The 16,170-nt window shown below is 65.9% G+C and carries 13 protein-coding genes and 6 tRNA genes; 6 read left to right on the top strand and 13 right to left on the bottom strand.

The window, feature by feature from the left end:
* Nucleotides 1-121: 121 nt before the first annotated feature.
* From clpP to ABE464_RS15900, 8 genes are all read right to left on the bottom strand, one after another.
* Entirely contained in the window at nt 122-748 is a 627-nt protein-coding gene (gene clpP / locus ABE464_RS15935; RefSeq protein ID WP_121042979.1) for an ATP-dependent Clp endopeptidase proteolytic subunit ClpP, read from the bottom strand.
* A 66-nt stretch (nt 749-814) separates the two neighbouring features.
* On the bottom strand, nt 815-2,107 hold the full coding sequence (gene tig, locus ABE464_RS15930) for a trigger factor (RefSeq protein WP_346472732.1): 1,293 nt from the start codon (nt 2,105-2,107) through the stop codon (nt 815-817).
* Nucleotides 2,108-2,340: 233 nt separating this feature from the next.
* Nucleotides 2,341-2,425, bottom strand: a tRNA-Leu gene (locus tag ABE464_RS15925).
* 292 nt (nt 2,426-2,717) lie between these two features.
* Nucleotides 2,718-2,793: transfer RNA gene (locus ABE464_RS15920), tRNA-Lys, on the bottom strand.
* A 161-nt stretch (nt 2,794-2,954) separates the two neighbouring features.
* Nucleotides 2,955-3,030, bottom strand: a tRNA-Lys gene (locus ABE464_RS15915).
* An 80-nt stretch (nt 3,031-3,110) separates the two neighbouring features.
* Nucleotides 3,111-3,187 (bottom strand) — tRNA-His (locus ABE464_RS15910).
* A gap of 35 nt (nt 3,188-3,222) precedes the next feature.
* Nucleotides 3,223-3,299: transfer RNA gene (locus ABE464_RS15905), tRNA-Arg, on the bottom strand.
* 45 nt (nt 3,300-3,344) lie between these two features.
* A tRNA-Pro gene (locus ABE464_RS15900) sits at nt 3,345-3,421 on the bottom strand.
* Between the two features lie 178 nt (nt 3,422-3,599).
* Between ABE464_RS15900 and ABE464_RS15895 the strand changes: the two genes are divergently transcribed.
* On the top strand, nt 3,600-4,358 hold the full coding sequence (locus ABE464_RS15895; protein WP_346472731.1) for a Bax inhibitor-1/YccA family protein: 759 nt from the start codon (nt 3,600-3,602) through the stop codon (nt 4,356-4,358).
* 47 nt (nt 4,359-4,405) lie between these two features.
* On the opposite strand, the gene ABE464_RS15890 is transcribed toward ABE464_RS15895, so the two are convergent.
* The 5 genes from ABE464_RS15890 to grxC form a co-directional block, all read right to left on the bottom strand.
* Complete coding sequence (locus ABE464_RS15890) at nt 4,406-5,329, bottom strand: LysR family transcriptional regulator (RefSeq protein ID WP_346472730.1); 924 nt, start codon at nt 5,327-5,329, stop codon at nt 4,406-4,408.
* A gap of 63 nt (nt 5,330-5,392) precedes the next feature.
* On the bottom strand, nt 5,393-5,992 hold the full coding sequence (locus ABE464_RS15885) for an isochorismatase family cysteine hydrolase (RefSeq protein ID WP_346472729.1): 600 nt from the start codon (nt 5,990-5,992) through the stop codon (nt 5,393-5,395).
* Nucleotides 5,993-6,302: 310 nt separating this feature from the next.
* A complete protein-coding gene (locus ABE464_RS15880; protein ID WP_121042973.1) occupies nt 6,303-7,310 on the bottom strand; it encodes an isocitrate dehydrogenase in 1,008 nt (335 codons plus the stop codon).
* Nucleotides 7,311-7,716: 406 nt separating this feature from the next.
* Nucleotides 7,717-8,109 (bottom strand): carboxymuconolactone decarboxylase family protein, encoded by a 393-nt coding sequence (locus tag ABE464_RS15875; RefSeq protein ID WP_019185812.1) that lies wholly within the window; start codon nt 8,107-8,109, stop codon nt 7,717-7,719.
* Complete coding sequence (gene grxC / locus ABE464_RS15870; RefSeq protein ID WP_123728488.1) at nt 8,106-8,405, bottom strand: glutaredoxin 3; 300 nt, start codon at nt 8,403-8,405, stop codon at nt 8,106-8,108. The genes ABE464_RS15875 and grxC overlap by 4 nt, the downstream gene beginning before the upstream one ends.
* Before the next feature lie 142 nt (nt 8,406-8,547).
* On the opposite strand from grxC, the gene ABE464_RS15865 reads away from it, so the two are divergent.
* The 5 genes from ABE464_RS15865 (at nt 8,548) to ppx (ending at nt 16,135) form a co-directional block, all read left to right on the top strand.
* Nucleotides 8,548-10,188 (top strand): M48 family metalloprotease, encoded by a 1,641-nt coding sequence (locus ABE464_RS15865; protein WP_346472728.1) that lies wholly within the window; start codon nt 8,548-8,550, stop codon nt 10,186-10,188.
* Between the two features lie 133 nt (nt 10,189-10,321).
* Nucleotides 10,322-11,011: a phosphate regulon transcriptional regulator PhoB gene (gene phoB / locus ABE464_RS15860; protein ID WP_019185815.1), complete on the top strand. Its 690-nt coding sequence runs from the start codon at nt 10,322-10,324 to the stop codon at nt 11,009-11,011.
* Nucleotides 11,012-11,109: 98 nt separating this feature from the next.
* Nucleotides 11,110-12,450, top strand: a complete 1,341-nt coding sequence (gene phoR, locus ABE464_RS15855) for a phosphate regulon sensor histidine kinase PhoR (RefSeq protein ID WP_346472727.1) — start codon at nt 11,110-11,112, stop codon at nt 12,448-12,450.
* Nucleotides 12,447-14,528 carry a polyphosphate kinase 1 gene (ppk1, locus tag ABE464_RS15850; protein WP_346472726.1) on the top strand — a complete coding sequence of 694 codons (2,082 nt, stop codon included), beginning with the start codon at nt 12,447-12,449 and terminating at the stop codon, nt 14,526-14,528. The genes phoR and ppk1 overlap by 4 nt, the downstream gene beginning before the upstream one ends.
* Nucleotides 14,529-14,608: 80 nt before the next feature.
* Complete coding sequence (gene ppx / locus ABE464_RS15845; protein ID WP_346472725.1) at nt 14,609-16,135, top strand: exopolyphosphatase; 1,527 nt, start codon at nt 14,609-14,611, stop codon at nt 16,133-16,135.
* The last annotated feature ends 35 nt before the right edge of the window (nt 16,136-16,170 follow it).

Genomic DNA, 16,170 nt, shown 5'->3' with positions numbered 1-16,170 from the left:
GCTTACCCAGTTACCCCACCCGACTGAACGGGGGTTCGATTCGAGAATAGCACAGGGTCAGGAGGACGCCAGTCCTGCCCGACCCGGTGGAAACAAGCCGGTTTCCCGGCCTGGCACAACCTTACGCCGGCTGGATCGACTCTTCCGGACGACGCTCCAGGACCTGGTCGACCAGGCCGTAGGCCACCGCATCGACCGCGCTCTTGAAGTTGTCGCGCTCGGTATCGCGGGCGATGGTCTCCAGCGACTGGCCGGTGTGCTTGGCCAGCACTTCGTTCAGGCGCGAACGCAGGGTCAGGATTTCACGGGCATGGATGTCGATATCCGTGGCCTGGCCCTGGAAGCCGCCCAGCGGCTGGTGGATCATCACGCGCGAGTTCGGCAGCGCATAACGCTTGCCCGCCGCGCCCGAGGCCAGCAGCAGGGCGCCCATCGAGGCGGCCTGGCCGACGCAGATGGTGCTCACGTCCGGCTTGATGTACTGCATGGTGTCGTAGATCGCCATGCCGGCGGTGACCACGCCACCAGGCGAGTTGATGTAGATGCTGATGTCCTTTTCCGGGTTGTCCGCTTCCAGGAACAGCAGCTGCGCCACCACCACGTTGGCCATGTGATCGTCGATCGGGCCCACGAGGAAGATCAGACGCTCTTTCAACAGGCGCGAATAGATGTCATAGGCGCGCTCGCCGCGGCTGGTCTGTTCGACCACCATCGGAACCATGTTCAGGGCTGTGGTTCGGTTGTCCATTAGTGAGGCACCTATTTTGGGGGGAACAACCCCGCGCCTGGGCGCGGGGCGTAAAACGCGGGCCGCTTACTGGCGGATCGCGTCCTGGAACGACAGCTTCTCTTCGGTGTGCTGGGCGCGCTCGGCGATCCAATCGATCACCTGCTCTTCCATCACGCGATTCTGCAGCCCAGTCATCAGCTGGGGGTCGTTGCGGTACATCTCAATGACCTGCTCCGGCTCTTCATAGGTCGAGGCGATCAGGCGCATGGTTTCATTCAGGCGCTTCGGGTCCAGGCGCAGGTCGTTCTTGCGCGCCACTTCACCCACCAGCAGGCCGACCAGCACGCGCTTGGCGGCGGCGTCCTTGAAGCCTTCATGGGCGTCAGCCGGGACGTCGCCCGGGTTGCGGCCGCTGCGGCGGATCTGATCGATCTGCTGGGCCAGCATGGCGCGGGCTTCGTTCTCGACCAGGCGCGGCGGCATTTCGACCGAGGCATAGGCGGCAATCAGCTGTTCGCCGACTTCGCGACGCAGGCGGTTCATCAGGGCACCCTTGAGCTCACGCTCCAGGTTGGCGCGGATGTCCTTGCGGAACTGCTCCACGTCGCCGCCCTTCACGCCGAAGCTCTTGATGAACTCGGCATCGACTTCCGGCAGCACCGGCGCGGACACGTCCACCGCCTTGACGGTGACCTTGACCTGCTTGCCGGCCAGCGCGGGGACGCGCCAATCGGCCGGGAACTCGACGTCCAGGGTCTTTTCTTCACCGGCGGTCAGACCGACCAGGCCCTGCTCGATCTGCTCGAACATCATGCCCTGGCCCACGATCACGCTGCCCTTTTCGGTGCCTTCGGCCGGCAGGCGCTCATCGCCGGCCTGCGACCAGGTTTCCAGGGCAACCAGATCACCGTCCTGGGCGCCACGGGTGACCGGGCTCCAGCTGCGGCGCTGTTCGCGCAGGTTGGTGATCATCTGGTCGATGTCGGCGTCGTTGATCTCGGCGGTGTGGCGGATCACGGTCAGCTTGCTGACGTCCACGTCGCCGAAGTCCGGCACCAGCTCGACGGTGGCCACGAAGGACAGCTCGCCCTCGCCCTTGTCGATGCGCGGGGTACCGGCGATGCGCAGCTCGTGCTCGCGCAGGGCGGCATCGAAGGTCTCACGCAGCAGGCCGTCGACGGCTTCGCTGCGGACCTGCTGGCCGAAACGCTGCTCGATCACCTTGGCCGGCACCTTGCCCGGGCGGAAGCCCTTGATGCGGGTGGTGCGGGCGATTTCGCCCAGACGGCCGCTGATGTGCGTCTGCAGACGGTCTTCCGGCAGCGAGAAGGTCAGGCGGCGTTCCAGATTGCCAGTGGATTCGATCGAAGCTTGCATGTTGACTCCTGCCACCGGCGGCATGGGCCCCGGCACGATGTGATGGATGAAACGGGTTTTGGACGCGGGGTCGTGGACGCGCATGCCCGCCGCAGCCCTGTAGTTTCGCCGATAAACGCCAGCGCCGCCAGCGCGGGCCGAGAACGCTCGGGGCCGCCAGGGGGCCAGCATGTGGCCGTCTCCCCGATCGGGGACGTGCCCATGGTCATGGTGCCGGCAAAAACGCCCTGCACTGGTGCGAAAGGGGGGACTCGAACCCCCACGCCTTGCGGCACTGGAACCTAAATCCAGGGCGTCTACCAATTCCGCCACTTTCGCGAGTCTGAACACTCAGGCGCGCATTGTTGCAGGCCCGGACCCAAAGCTGAAGCGCTTTGACAAGAAAAAAGCCGCCTGGCGGACCAGGCGGCTTTCGTCTTGGTGGGGTAGCTGCTGCGCATTCGCGCTGCAGCCCCACGATTTGCTGCGCAAAACGCGGGCCCCTCTTATCAGCCTCCACATCCCCGCGGCTTCGCCGCGCCCCCTTGACTCAAGGGGGCTCTTCTCCAGCCAGCATCAACGCATGTCGGACAAGAAAAAAGCCGCCTGGCGGACCAGGCGGCTTTCGTCTTGGTGGGCTGTCAAGGATTCGAACCTTGGACCTATTGATTAAGAGTCAACTGCTCTACCAACTGAGCTAACAGCCCGAAAATCGGGAGGCGAATTATGCAGGGTTTCCTGCACGCGACGCAAGCGTTTTGTTTGAATGGAACACGAATGTCGCCTGTAGGCGCGCAACGATCCGCACGTTCAACGCGATGTCTCAAACAAGAAAAAAGCCACCGGGCGGACCCGATGGCTTCTGTCTTGGTGGGCTGTCAAGGATTCGAACCTTGGACCTATTGATTAAGAGTCAACTGCTCTACCAACTGAGCTAACAGCCCTGAAAACTCAGGCGCACATTGTAGCGTGTGTGCTGCCTTTTGCAACCCTGATTCACTTTCGGTGAACCAGTTTGAATCAGTGGGGTGGCTGAGGGGACTCGAACCCCCGACCACCGGAATCACAATCCGGAACTCTAACCAACTGAGCTACAGCCACCACTGAAAACCTTGTTTCCTACCGCTTGCACCGAATGGCGCGCCCGACAGGAATCGAACCTGTAACCGCCGGCTTAGAAGGCCGGTGCTCTATCCAGTTGAGCTACGGGCGCTCGATCCGGATTGTCGCATTCCAATCCCGATTTGAGCAGCGGGCTTGGTCGGGGTAGAGGGATTCGAACCCCCGACATCCTGCTCCCAAAGCAGGCGCGCTACCAGACTGCGCTATACCCCGGCGGTTTGTATCCCTCCGGGGTTCCCCCCGAAAGAGCCGCCTATTGTGGGAATCGGCATGGCATCTGTCAACGGTTTTCACACATCAATTCACATGTCGCCATGGCCGATGGCCGCTTCAGCTATGCTCGGATCAGCGGCCGGATGGCCGAACCCCTACCCCATCAAGGAGATTGGCAATGCGCAGCGGCAATCCCGCACTTTCCGAGTCGACCTTCCTCGACCTGGCCAGCGGCTCGGTCGTGGCCCGCCCCGACCAGGCGATGACCATCAACGGCACCGTCAACAAGACCGGCATCTTGTTGCTGCTGACCGTGCTGACGGCGGCGTTCGCGTGGAGCCAGTCGGTTGACGCCAATGGCCTGCCCACGTCCAGCGCCATGCTGTACACGCTGGTCGGCGCGATCGGCGGCCTGGTGCTGGCCCTGGTGACGGTGTTCAAGAAGGAATGGTCGCCGGTCACGGCGCCCATGTATGCACTGGTCGAAGGCCTGTTCCTCGGTGCGATCTCGGCGATGTTCAATGCCAAGTTCCCCGGCATCGTGATGCAGGCGGTAATGCTGACCTTCGGCACGATGTTCGTGATGCTGGCGGTGTACCGCAGCGGCCTGATCAAGGTCACCGAGAACTTCAAGCTGGGCGTGGTGGCGGCAACCGGCGGCATCGCGCTGCTGTACCTGGCCTCGTTCGTGCTGAGCTTCTTCAACATCAACATCCCGATGATCCACGAAGGCGGCTGGATGGGCATCGCCTTCAGCCTGTTCGTGGTCGTGGTGGCGGCATTGAACCTGGTGCTGGATTTCGACTTCATCGAAACCGGTGCCGAGGCGCGCGCGCCGAAGTTCATGGAGTGGTACGGCGCGTTCGGCCTGATGGTCACGCTGGTGTGGCTGTACGTGGAATTCCTGCGCCTGCTGTCCAAGATCCAGCAGCGCTGATCCACGCACCCGCAGTGATATGAAGAAGGCGCCGCAAGGCGCCTTTTTCATGCCTCCGGCACGGCCGCGCGCCGTTGCTGGAGCGCGGTGTAGTGCCGGGCCATGAAGTCGGCCAGCGCGCGCACCTTGGGCGCCAGTTGGCGCGCGTGCGGGTACACCGCGTAGTAATGCCGCCGCCCGGCGTGATGCTGAGGCAGAACACGCACCAGGCGACCCTGCAGCAGATCGTCCTGCACGGTCAGGCGGGTGAACGCGGCGATGCCCTGCCCCGCCAGCACGGCCGCGTACAGCGCCGGGATCGCATCCACGCGCAGCCGGCCCTGCGGTTGGATCTCGCTCTGCACGCCGCGTGCGGAGGTCAGTGACCACGCCACCGGCCCACGCGCGCCGGCAAACCCGATCAGCGCATGTCGGGCCAGATCCGTCGGCTGGCGCGGCAGCCCCCATTGCGCGATATAGCGCGGCGATGCCACCAGCACCATGTCGGTAACAGCCAGTTCGCGCGCCACCAGCGTGCTGTCAGCCAACGGCCCGGCAATGCGCAGGGCCATGTCGTAACCACCCCCGATCAGATCGACCTGGCGATCATCGCAGGACAGATCCAGCGCGATGCCGGGGTACTGCTCCAGAAAGGCAGGCAACCATTGGGCGAGTTCCAGCGTGCCGATCACCAACGGTGCACTGACCCGCAGCAACCCGCTGGGTGAGTCGTGATCGGCCTGCAGGCGCTGCTCGGCGACCTCCAACCGGTCCAGGATGTCCACGCAATCCTGGTAGTAGGCCCGCCCTGCTTCGGTCAGCGTCAGCCGACGGCTGTTGCGATCCAGCAGCCGCGCGCCCAGGTGCGCTTCCAGCTGGCGCAGCTGCCGCGACATCGACGAGTGGGTCGTGTCCAGGCGCTCGGCAGCGGCGGTGAAACTCCCCGCGTCGACGATGCTGCGGAATGCCTTCATGGCAGAAAACTGGTCCATCGCGCTCCCGTGCAGCGGCCGGCACTTGTGGCGGTACCGGCAGCATAACAAGGCCGGGAGGGCTCAACGGACCGGCAGGGCCAGGATCTGATCGGTGCTGAGCACGCTGCCGAAGGTGTCTTCAATGCTCGCCAGAGCCGCCGCATGCAGGCTGGCGTGGCCGACCTGGCTGCCATCGTGCAGCTCAAGATCGCGGCTGGCGGTGGCATCGGAGGAGACGATCACGTTCAGCCCCTTCGGCGCGGCATCGCGTGCGGCACCGGCGACGCAGGCATGGGTCTGCAGGCCGGCGATGATCAGCGTGTCGATCCCAGCCTCCTTGAGCGCCTGCTCGAGCACCGGGCCGGAAGTACCGGCGAACACGCTGACGGTGTCCTTGGCGATCACCTGCTCGCCCTTGCGCGGCTGCATCCGCGGGTGGAACTGGACCGTGCGACCGCCTTCGGCGAACAACGGCGCCCCGGCCGGCAGTACGTGCTGGACATGGATGACCGGGATCTTGTGGGCGTCGGCGAAGGTCACCAGGCGGCGGGTCTGGGCCAGGGCAGCGTCACCATCGGGGATCGGCATGCGGCCACCGGCGAAGTATTCGTTCTGAAAATCAATGACCAGCAGTGCGGTCTTGCCGACCGGCAGGGCGGCGGCCGTCGGCGCGCCGGCCATGTGGCGGATGGTCGGGTGGGCCGGTTCGGCAGCGGGCTGGGCGGACGCAGTGGCGACACCAAGGATGCCGGCCAGGCCGATCGAGGGAGGCGATGTTCATGGGAAAGCTCCTGCTGTGGTTGGGATGGCGTGCATGGTGCGCCGTGTATCCGTGCGCCAAAAGCCAGTTACCCGCACACCATCTGTGCATGTTTTGCACAGATTGATGAATCCCCTCCCCTCGGGATCGCCACCCCACCCGCCATCGAGTGGGCAACAAAAAAGCGGGACGCCGAAGCGCCCCGCTTTTTTGAATGACCCGCCGGCGCCCTTACAGGCGGCTGGCAATGGCCTGGGCGAAGCCCATGGTGTTGCCGGTGCCGCCCAGATCGCCGGTCAGCGAATCCTTGGCTTCCAGCGTGGCCACGATGGCCTTGCGCAGGCGCTCGGCGTTCTCGACCTGGCCGACGTGGTCCAGCATCTGTGCGGCAGCCAGCAGCAGCGCGCACGGATTGGCCTTGCCCTGCCCGGCGATGTCCGGCGCGGTGCCGTGCACAGCCTCGAAGATCGCCGCGTTCTCACCGATGTTGGCGCCCGGGGCCAGGCCCAGGCCGCCGACCAGACCGGCACACAGGTCGGAGATGATGTCGCCGAACAGGTTGGTGGTCACGATCACGTCGAACTGTTCCGGACGCATCACCAGCTGCATGCAGCAGTTGTCGACGATCATTTCCTGGAACTCGATGTCCGGGTACTTGGCCGCCACTTCGCGCGCCACGGCCAGGAACAGGCCCGAGGTCGACTTGATGATGTTGGCCTTGTGCACGGCGGTGACCTTCTTGCGACCGGTGCTGCGGGCCAGCTCGAAGGCGTAGCGCACGATGCGCTCGGAGCCCTTGCGGGTGATGCGGGTGCCGGAGAAGGCGGTCTCGCCATCGGCCGACACTTCCTGGCCCTCGGCCAGATACGCGCCCTCGGTGTTCTCACGGACGGTGATCAGGTCCACGCCGTCGCCGAAACGCGACTTGGTGTTCGGGAACGAGACGGCCGGACGCACGTTGGCGTACAGGTCGAAGTGGCGACGCAGGCTGACGTTGATCGAGGTGAAGCCACCACCGACCGGCGTGGTCAGCGGGCTCTTCAGCGCGATCTTGTTGCGTGCGATCGACTCCAGGGTGGAGGCCGGCATCAGATCGCCGTGCTTTTCCAGCGCGACCAGGCCCGCGTCGGCGTCTTCGTATTCAAAGCCGGTGTCCAGCTTGCCGAGCACGAACAGGGTAGCGTCCATGATCTCCGGGCCGATGCCGTCACCGCGGATGACCGTGATTTTCTGCGTCATTGATGTGTATTCCGAACCGAGGGGGAGCGCCATCCGTGAGGTGCGCGAAGCGCGGGCGCAAGGGAAGTTTCATCGGCAATTATGCCTTACCCGCCCGATGGACCCCAAATAGGCCATTGGTCCAAGGCGGGTAAGGCAGAATTGCCCGCGCATTCCTCCTCTACCCCCGCCTGTCGGCGCGCCCCTTCAACAGAAGGGGCTCTTCTCCAGACACGCGATCGGTAGTGCCGGCCGCTGGCCGGCAATCACGGGGTGCTGAACGATGGGTAGCCACCGACCGTTGGTCGGTGGGAACGGGGCCGCGAACATGAACGGCACACAGCTTGGGGCGCCGACATCGCTGGGGTGCCGGAGCAGCCGACCAACGGTCGGCGCCTACCGCGGCGGGGCCATCACGGCCCCGACCTCAATGTTCGTGAACGGCCGGCGCTTCGGCGCCACCTTCGAGCTGATCCAGGAAGTCCACCGCGCGGCGCAGGTGCGGGATCACGATCGAACCGCCGACCACCAGGCCCACCGAGAAGGTCTCGAAGAACTCCTCGCGGGTCACGCCGGCGTCCTTGCACTGGGCAACGTGGTAGCTGATGCAGTCATCGCAGCGCAGCACCATCGAGGCCACCAGACCCAGCAGTTCCTTGGTCTTCACGTCGAGCGCGCCGGCCTGGTAGGTCTGGGTGTCCAGCGCGAAAAAGCGGCGCACCACCTGGTTCGGCTCGCCCAGGATGCGCTGGTTCATGCGCTGGCGGAACTCCGTGAATTCAGCGATGCGGTCCTTGCTGCCGTCGTCGGCCGCGCTCATGCCGGGTCCTGCCCGGCCAGCAGCGGCTCCAGCTTGCCGGCGCGGTGCAGCGCCATCATGTCGTCGTAGCCACCCACGTGGACCTCGCCGACGAAGATCTGCGGCACGCTGGTGCGGCGGGTCTTGGCCATCATCTTCTCGCGCTCGGCGGCATCCAGGTCGATCCGGACCTCGGTCCACTCGCGGCCCTTGCTCTTCAGGAAGTTCTTGGCGGCCACGCAGTACGGGCACACCGCGGTCGAGTAGATGGTGATGGCGGGCGCACCACCCGGGGGGGTAACAGCATCTTGGCTCACGGGAAACTCCACAGCGGAACGTTGGTCTGTATATGGTAGCGGTCTGCTGGATTTTCCACGTCACCGCCGCAACACTGTGGTTTAACCGCAGGTTGCACTGGCCCTGTCACGCTGTCGTCCGCCTTTCCTCCAGGAGCTCCGTTTGCGCCCTTTGCTGCTTTCTGCCGCGTTGACCCTGGCCCTGGCGGTGCCGTTGGCCGGGGCCCAGGAAAGCAAGCTGCCGGACATCGGGTCCTCGGCCGGTGAGCTGCTGACCCCGGCCCGGCAGGCGGAGTACGGCGGGATGATGCTGCGGGAACTGCGCAACTACGGCTTCCTGCTCGACGACCCGCTGGTCGATGACTGGTTGCAGACCATGGGCGCCCGGCTGGGCTCCAACAGTGCCCAGCCGCGCCAGTCGTACACCTTCTTCATGCTCAAGGACCGGCAGATCAACGCCTTCGCCACCTTGGGCGGCTACATCGGCGTGAATGCGGGCCTGGTGCTGACTGCCGAGCGCGAGGACGAAGTGGCGGCGGTGCTCTCCCACGAAATCGCCCACGTCACCCAGCAGCACGTGCTGCGCGGGGTGGAGCGCGCCCAGCGCGACCAGATCCCCATCCTGCTGGGCATGCTTGCCGCGGTGGTGGCCGCGCAGCAGGCCGGCGGCAATTCCGCCGGTGACGCCACCATGGCCGCGATCACCTCCGGCATGGGGCTGATGCAGCAGCGCCAGATCAATTACACCCGTTCCAATGAGTCCGAGGCCGACCGCCTGGGCATCCGCACCCTGGCCCGCAGCGGTTACGACGTGGATGCCATGGCGGGTTTCTTCGAGCGCATGTCGGCCTCGATGCGGGGCAATCAGGGCGGCTACAGCGTGCCGGATTTCCTGCAGACCCACCCGGTCACCACCACCCGCATCAGCGAGGCCAAGGCCCGCGCCGAGCAGATGAAGAAGGACACGGTGCTGCTGACCACCGAGGTACCCGGCGGGGTGCGCCAGGAGCGGGTGAACCCCGCTGACCCGGCGCTGTCCGATCCACTGGTACGGCGGAGCAACCCGTTGCTCCCGGCCTCGATGCAGATCTCGGTCAATTCACTCAACCGCGGCAGCACGGGCCAGTTCGAGTGGGCGCGCGAGCGCCTGCGCGTGCTCAGCGCCGATACCCCGGCCGATGTGATCGGCGAGTATGAAAGCCTCCAGCGCGCGCAGAAGAATGGGCTGACCGAGCCGCAGCGCTATGGGCTCGCGCTGGGGCGGCTGCGCAACAGTGCGGCGGCACAGGCCACCCGCGACCTCACCGAGCTGCTGCGCGATCATCCCGACAATGTCTGGGTGGCGCTGGCACTGGGCGAGGCGGAATCGCGCTCTGGCCAGCAGGCGCAGGCCAATGCGCGCTTCGAGACCCTGATGCGCCAGCACCCCGGCAGCCGTCCGGTGGCCCTGACCTATGCGTCGATCCTCAACGAACAGGGCGGGCGCGAGGCCGGCCAGCGCGCGCAGGCGATGCTGCGCCCGATGCTGTCGCAAAGCGGCAATGATCCGGTCTTCCAGCAGCGTTTTGCGCGCGCCAGCGAGCTGGCCGGGGATACCATCCGGGCCAGCGAAGCCTATGCCGAGGCTGCCTTCCTGAGCGGCCGACCGGAGCAGGCGCTGATTCAGCTCCAAGCGCTCAAGCGGCAGCCGAGCCTGGATTACGTGGTCCGTGCGCGGGTCGATGCCCGGATCGAGAGCATTACCCCGACCGTACTGGAAATGCGCCGGCAAGGGATCGACGACCCGGACCTGGACCGCCGCTGAGACGGTCCGTGCCCGCCCGCTCATGACCGCCAGATGGCGACGTGCGACGGGAACAGCCACGTCGTCACAAACCTGTCATGAAACCGTAGTCTACTGAGCTCAATCCCGATCTGATGAGCAATACGGTGGGCACGTGCAGAAACGCATCCTGATCGTCGATGACGAACCCGCGATCCGCGAAATGGTCGCCTTTGCCCTGCGCAAGGGCGACTACGACCCGATCCATGCCGGCGACGCCCGCGAGGCGCAGACCGCCATCGCCGATCGCGTCCCGGACCTGATCCTGCTGGACTGGATGCTTCCGGGCACCAGCGGGCTGGACCTGGCCCGGCGCTGGCGCAAAGAAGCCCTCACCCGCGAGGTGCCCATCATCATGCTGACCGCACGCGGGGAAGAAAATGACCGCGTCGGTGGCCTGGAAGCCGGTGTAGACGACTACGTGGTCAAGCCGTTCTCCGCGCGCGAACTGCTGGCCCGCATCCGTGCGGTGATGCGCCGTGCCCGCGACGATGACGAAGATGGCAGCGTCGCGGTCGGTACGATCCGCATCGATGGCGCCGCGCACCGCGTCTTCGCCGGCGACCAGCCGGTGCCGATCGGTCCGACCGAGTACCGTCTGCTCCACTTCTTCATGACCCACCCCGAACGCGTCTACACCCGTGCCCAGCTGCTGGATCACGTGTGGGGCGGCAGCGTGTATGTGGAAGAGCGCACCATCGACGTGCACATCCGCCGCCTGCGCAAGACGCTGGAGCCGTTCGGTGCGGAGAACATGGTGCAGACCGTACGCGGTGCCGGCTACCGGTTCTCCACCTCGACCTGAGTCTCGTCGGGCCGGCACCGGGCGCGCATGCCCGGTGCCGGCCACTCCTGCTATAACCTTGGATCGATTCCGAGGCCCGCACTTTCTGCGAGACCGCAATGCCCCGCCACATCCGTTCTGCCTGGTTGAAAACGCTGGCCACCCTCGCCGCCCTGCTGCTCGCGGCCGGCTTGCTGGGCCTGGCGGTCGGCCATGTCTGGATGTGCATCGCACTGGCTTCGATAGGCGCGCTGACCTGGCACTACTGGCGGCTGCGCCGGGTGTTGCGCGGGCTCACCGCACGCCATCGCTGGGACATGGGGGACGGCACCGGCGTGTGGAACGAGCTGGACCGCCTGCTCTACCGCAACCAGTGGGAAATGCGCACACGCAAGCGGCGCCTGCTGGACATGCTGCGCAGTTATCGCGCCGCGGCCGCCGCCCTGCCGGACGCCGTGGTGGTGGTGGACCGCAACAGCCAGCGCGTGCAGTGGTTCAACGAAGCGGCCACTTCGCTGCTCGGCCTGCACCATCCAGGCGATCTGGGTGAGGCACTGGTTGAACGCCTGCAGCCGATGCCGCTGGCGCACTGGCTGGCCGGTGGGCGCAATGCCGAACCGATCCTGGACGTCCCCTCCCCGGTCGATCCGGCAATCCGCCTCAACCTGCGCCTGATTCCTTACTCGCCAGACTACTGGCTGCTGATCGCACGCGATGTCAGCAAGCTGCTGCGGCTGGAACAGGTGCGCCGTGACTTCGTGGCCAACGTCTCGCATGAACTGCGCACGCCGCTGACCGTGGTGCACGGCTATCTGGACATGATGGATCCGGAAGATTTCCCCGGCACCGGCCCGATGCTGGAGGAAATGCGCAAGCAATCCCAGCGCATGGCGCAGCTGGTCGAAGACCTGCTCACCCTGTCCCGACTGGAATCGCAGGAACATACCGAAGCCGAAGCCGTGGCGATGACCCCGATGCTGGCCACGCTGCGCCGCGAGGCCGAGGCGCACAGCCAGGGCCGCCACCAGATCAGCATCATCGATACTGCCGGCGTGGACCTGCAGGGCTCCAACAAAGAACTGCACAGCGCGTTTTCCAACCTGGTCACCAATGCGGTGCGCTATACCCCGGCCGGTGGCCGCGTGGAAGTGGAGTTCGCGCGCGAAGGCGACGGCGTGGTGCTGTCGGTGCGCGACACCGGTTACGGCATTCCGGCCAACCATCTGCCGCGCCTGACCGAACGCTTCTACCGCGTCTCCAGCAGCCGTTCGCGCGAGAGCGGCGGCACCGGTCTGGGGCTGTCGATCGTCAAACACATTCTCGGCCTGCACCATGCCCGCCTGGACATCCAGAGCGAGGTCGGTAAAGGCAGCACGTTCTCGTGCCACTTCGATGCCGACCAGGTGCGCGCGCGCAACGAGGTCGTCTCCCTTCCTTCTTCTGAAGACTTTTCCGCATGAGCACTCCTGTTCCCGCCGCCGTGCCTGTGGACGGCGATCCGCTGCGCGATCCGGCGCTGTACATCAACCGCGAGCTGTCGCAGCTGGATTTCAACTTCCGGGTGCTGGCCCAGGCCATGGACCCGCAGGTGCCGTTGCTGGAGCGCCTGCGCTTCATGTGCATCTCCTGCACCAATCTGGATGAATTCTTCGAGATCCGCGCAGCCGCGGTGCGCCATGCGCAGGAGTTCGGCCTGCCGCCGGCGCCGGACGGCATGGCGCCGCAGGCGATCCTCAATGCCATCCATGACCGTGCCGCGCAGTTGGTCGACCAGCAGTACCGCTGCTGGAACGAGACCCTGCGCCCGGCACTGCATGAAGCCGGCATCGACGTACTCGGCCGGCACTCCTGGAATCATCGCCAGAAGCGCTGGCTGCGGGCGTATTTCCGCAACGAGATCATGCCGGTGCTGTCCCCGCTCGGTCTGGATCCCTCGCACCCGTTCCCGAAGATCCTCAACAAATCGCTGAACATCGTGGTGGTGCTCAAGGGCACCGATGCGTTCGGCCGTGCCGGCCATCTGGCGATCGTGCGTGCGCCGCGCTCGCTGCCGCGCATCATCCAGCTGCCGGAGAAACTCGGCGGCCCGCAGACCTTCGTGTTCCTGTCTTCGGTGCTGTCGACGTTCGTCGACGAGATGTTCCCGGGCATGGAAGTCCAGGGCGCATATCAGTTCCGCGTGACCCGCAATTCCGAACTGGTAGTGGACGAGGAGGAAGTCGAGAACCTGGCCCTGGCGCTGCGCGATGAGCTGGTCGATCGTGGCTACCGCCCGGCGGTGCGGCTGGAGATCGCGCAGGACTGCCCGCGCGATATCGTGCGCACCCTGCTGCAGAACTTCGGGCTGACCGAGAACGCGGTCTACCGCATTGACGGCCCGGTCAACCTCAACCGCGTGGTCCAGCTGTACGACGTGATCCAGCGGCCGGACCTGAAGTACCCCTCGCTGAGCCCGCGCGTCCTGCGCGACAGCGATGGCATCTTCGAGATCGTCGCGCGCCGGGACGTGCTGCTGCACCATCCCTTCGATGCGTTCACCGCCGTGCTGGATGTGATCAAGCAAGCGGCGGTCGACCCGAACGTGCTGGCGATCAAGCAGACGCTGTACCGCACCGGCAAGGATTCGCTGATCGTCGATGCGCTGATCCAGGCGGCCCGCAACGGCAAGGACGTCACCGTCGTGGTCGAGCTGCGCGCGCGCTTCGATGAGGAAGCCAACCTCGGCCTGGCCGACCGCCTGCAGGAAGCCGGCGTGCAGGTCGTCTACGGCGTGGTCGGCTTCAAGACCCACGCCAAGATGCTGCTGATCGTGCGCCGCGAAGGCCGCAAGCTGCGCCGCTACGTGCACCTGGGCACCGGCAACTATCACAGCGGCACCGCGCGGGCCTACACCGACCTGAGCCTGATCACCGCCGATCCGGACATCGGCAACGATGTGCACCTGCTGTTCCAGCAGCTGTCCGGGCTGGCCCCGCGGATGAAGCTCAAGCGCCTGCTGCAGTCGCCCTTCACCCTGCACCCGGGCCTGCTGCAGCGGATCGAGCGCGAAACGCGGCTGGCGGCCAGCGGGCGTCCGGGGCGGATCATCGCCAAGATGAACGCCCTCAACGAACCGCAGATGATCCGGGCCCTGTACGCGGCCTCGCAGGCCGGCGTGCAGATCGACCTGATCGTGCGCGGCGCCTGCACCCTGCGCCCGGGCATGCCGGGCGTCTCGGACAACATCCGGGTGCGATCGATCGTCGGTCGCTTCCTGGAGCACAGCCGGGTCTACTGGTTCGGCAATGACGGCGCCTCCGAGCTGTTCTGCGCCAGCGCGGACTGGCTGGAGCGCAACCTGCTGCGCCGGGTCGAGACCTGCTTCCCGATCCTGGATCCAGAACTGGCGCGCAAGGTCTACCGCGACGTGCTGCAGAACTACCTTGACGACAACCTCAACGCTTGGGACCTGCAGGCCGACGGCAGCTACATCAAGTGCACGCCGGGGCACGACGAGCCGCCGCATTCGGCACAGATGGCCCTGCTGCAGGGCCTTTGAACCGCGACCCAACGTCGCAGCGTGATGATGTGAAGGCCGCGCGGTGACGCGCGGCCCCACCCTTCGGCTAACATTCGTCCATGCCGCATACCTCCACGACTCCGCCCGCTCTGCAGGATGGCGACCTGCTCGCCGCCATCGACCTTGGATCGAACAGCTTCCACATGGTCATCGCGCGATACACGCTCGGGCAGTTGCGGGTCGTCGACCGCCTGCGCGAGACCGTGCGCATGGCCGATGGCCTGGATGGCAAGGGCGGCCTGTCCGCCGAGGCCCGACAGCGCGCGCTGGAGTGCCTGGCCCGGTTCGGCCAGCGCATCCGGGCGATACCCTCGGTGCGGGTGCGTGCACTGGCCACCAACACGGTCCGCCAGCTGCGTTCGCCGCAGGCCTTCCTGATGCCGGCCGAAACCGCGCTCGGGCATGCGATCGAAGTGGTCAGCGGCCGCGAAGAGGCGCGCCTGATCTATCTGGGCGTGGCCCATGCGCAACCGCCCAAGGCAGACCAGCGCCGGCTGGTGATCGACATCGGTGGCGGCTCCACCGAATTCATCATCGGCCAGGGCATGCAGACCCTGGAGCGCGAAAGCCTGCAGGCCGGCTGCATCGCCAGCACGCGCCGCTTCTTCCCCGGCGGCAAGCTCAGCAAGAAGCGCTGGAAGGACGCCCTGACCGAGATCGGCGCGGAGTTCCAGCAGTTCGCCAACAAGTACCGTGCGCTGGGCTGGCACGAGGCGCTGGGCTCGTCGGGCACGCACAAGGCGATCAGCGAAATCTGCGCCACGATGAAGTTGAGCAAGGGCGCGATCACCGCCGAGGCATTGCCGCAACTGCGCGATGAACTGCTCAAGGCCAAGCGCATCGAAGACATCGACCTGCCGGGCCTGTCGGCTGATCGCCGTCCGATCATCGCCGGTGGCATCCTGGTACTTGAGGCCGCCTTCCAGGCGCTGGGCCTGCAGAAGCTGCTGGTCAGCAAGGCAGCAATGCGCGAGGGCATCCTGTACGACATCCTCGGCCGCGCCAGCGAGAACGACCTGCGCGATGAATCGGTCGCCGCACTGACCCAGCGCTACGGCATCGACACCGTGCAGGCCGATCGCGTGGAAAACACCGCGATGTACCTGCTCGCCCAGGTGGAAGAAAGCTGGCAGCTGGACCCGGACGATGCCCGCATGCTCGGCTGGTCCGCACGCCTGCACGAGCTGGGCCTGATGATCGCGCACAGCGGTTACCACGTGCACGGCAGCTATGTGCTGGAGAACTCGGACATCGCCGGTTTCTCGCGGCAGGAACAGCAGTTGCTCGCCGCGCTGGTGCGCAGCCACCGCCGCAACATCTCCAAGTCCGCCTTCGAGGCACTGCCCGAGCGTCTGCTGCAACCGGCACGGCGCATGACCGCGTTGCTGCGGCTGGCGGTCCTGCTCAACCGCGCGCATGAAGACACGCCGATGCCGGCGCTGGAACTGACCGCTGATGACGCACGCCTGTCGCTGATCCTGCCGCAGGCCTACATCGATGCGCGTCCGCTGCTGCGCGCGGATCTGATCGGCGAAACAGAGGGCATGTCCGGCCTGGGCGTGCAGTTCCGACCCTTCGTTGCCTGACGCTTTTTACCCGCTTCACAACGTGCATCTGCAGC

It is taken from the genome of Stenotrophomonas sp. TWI587, assembly GCF_039674145.1.
Lineage (GTDB): Bacteria > Pseudomonadota > Gammaproteobacteria > Xanthomonadales > Xanthomonadaceae > Stenotrophomonas > Stenotrophomonas maltophilia_AY.
This window is presented reverse-complemented; position numbering and strand designations above follow the sequence as displayed.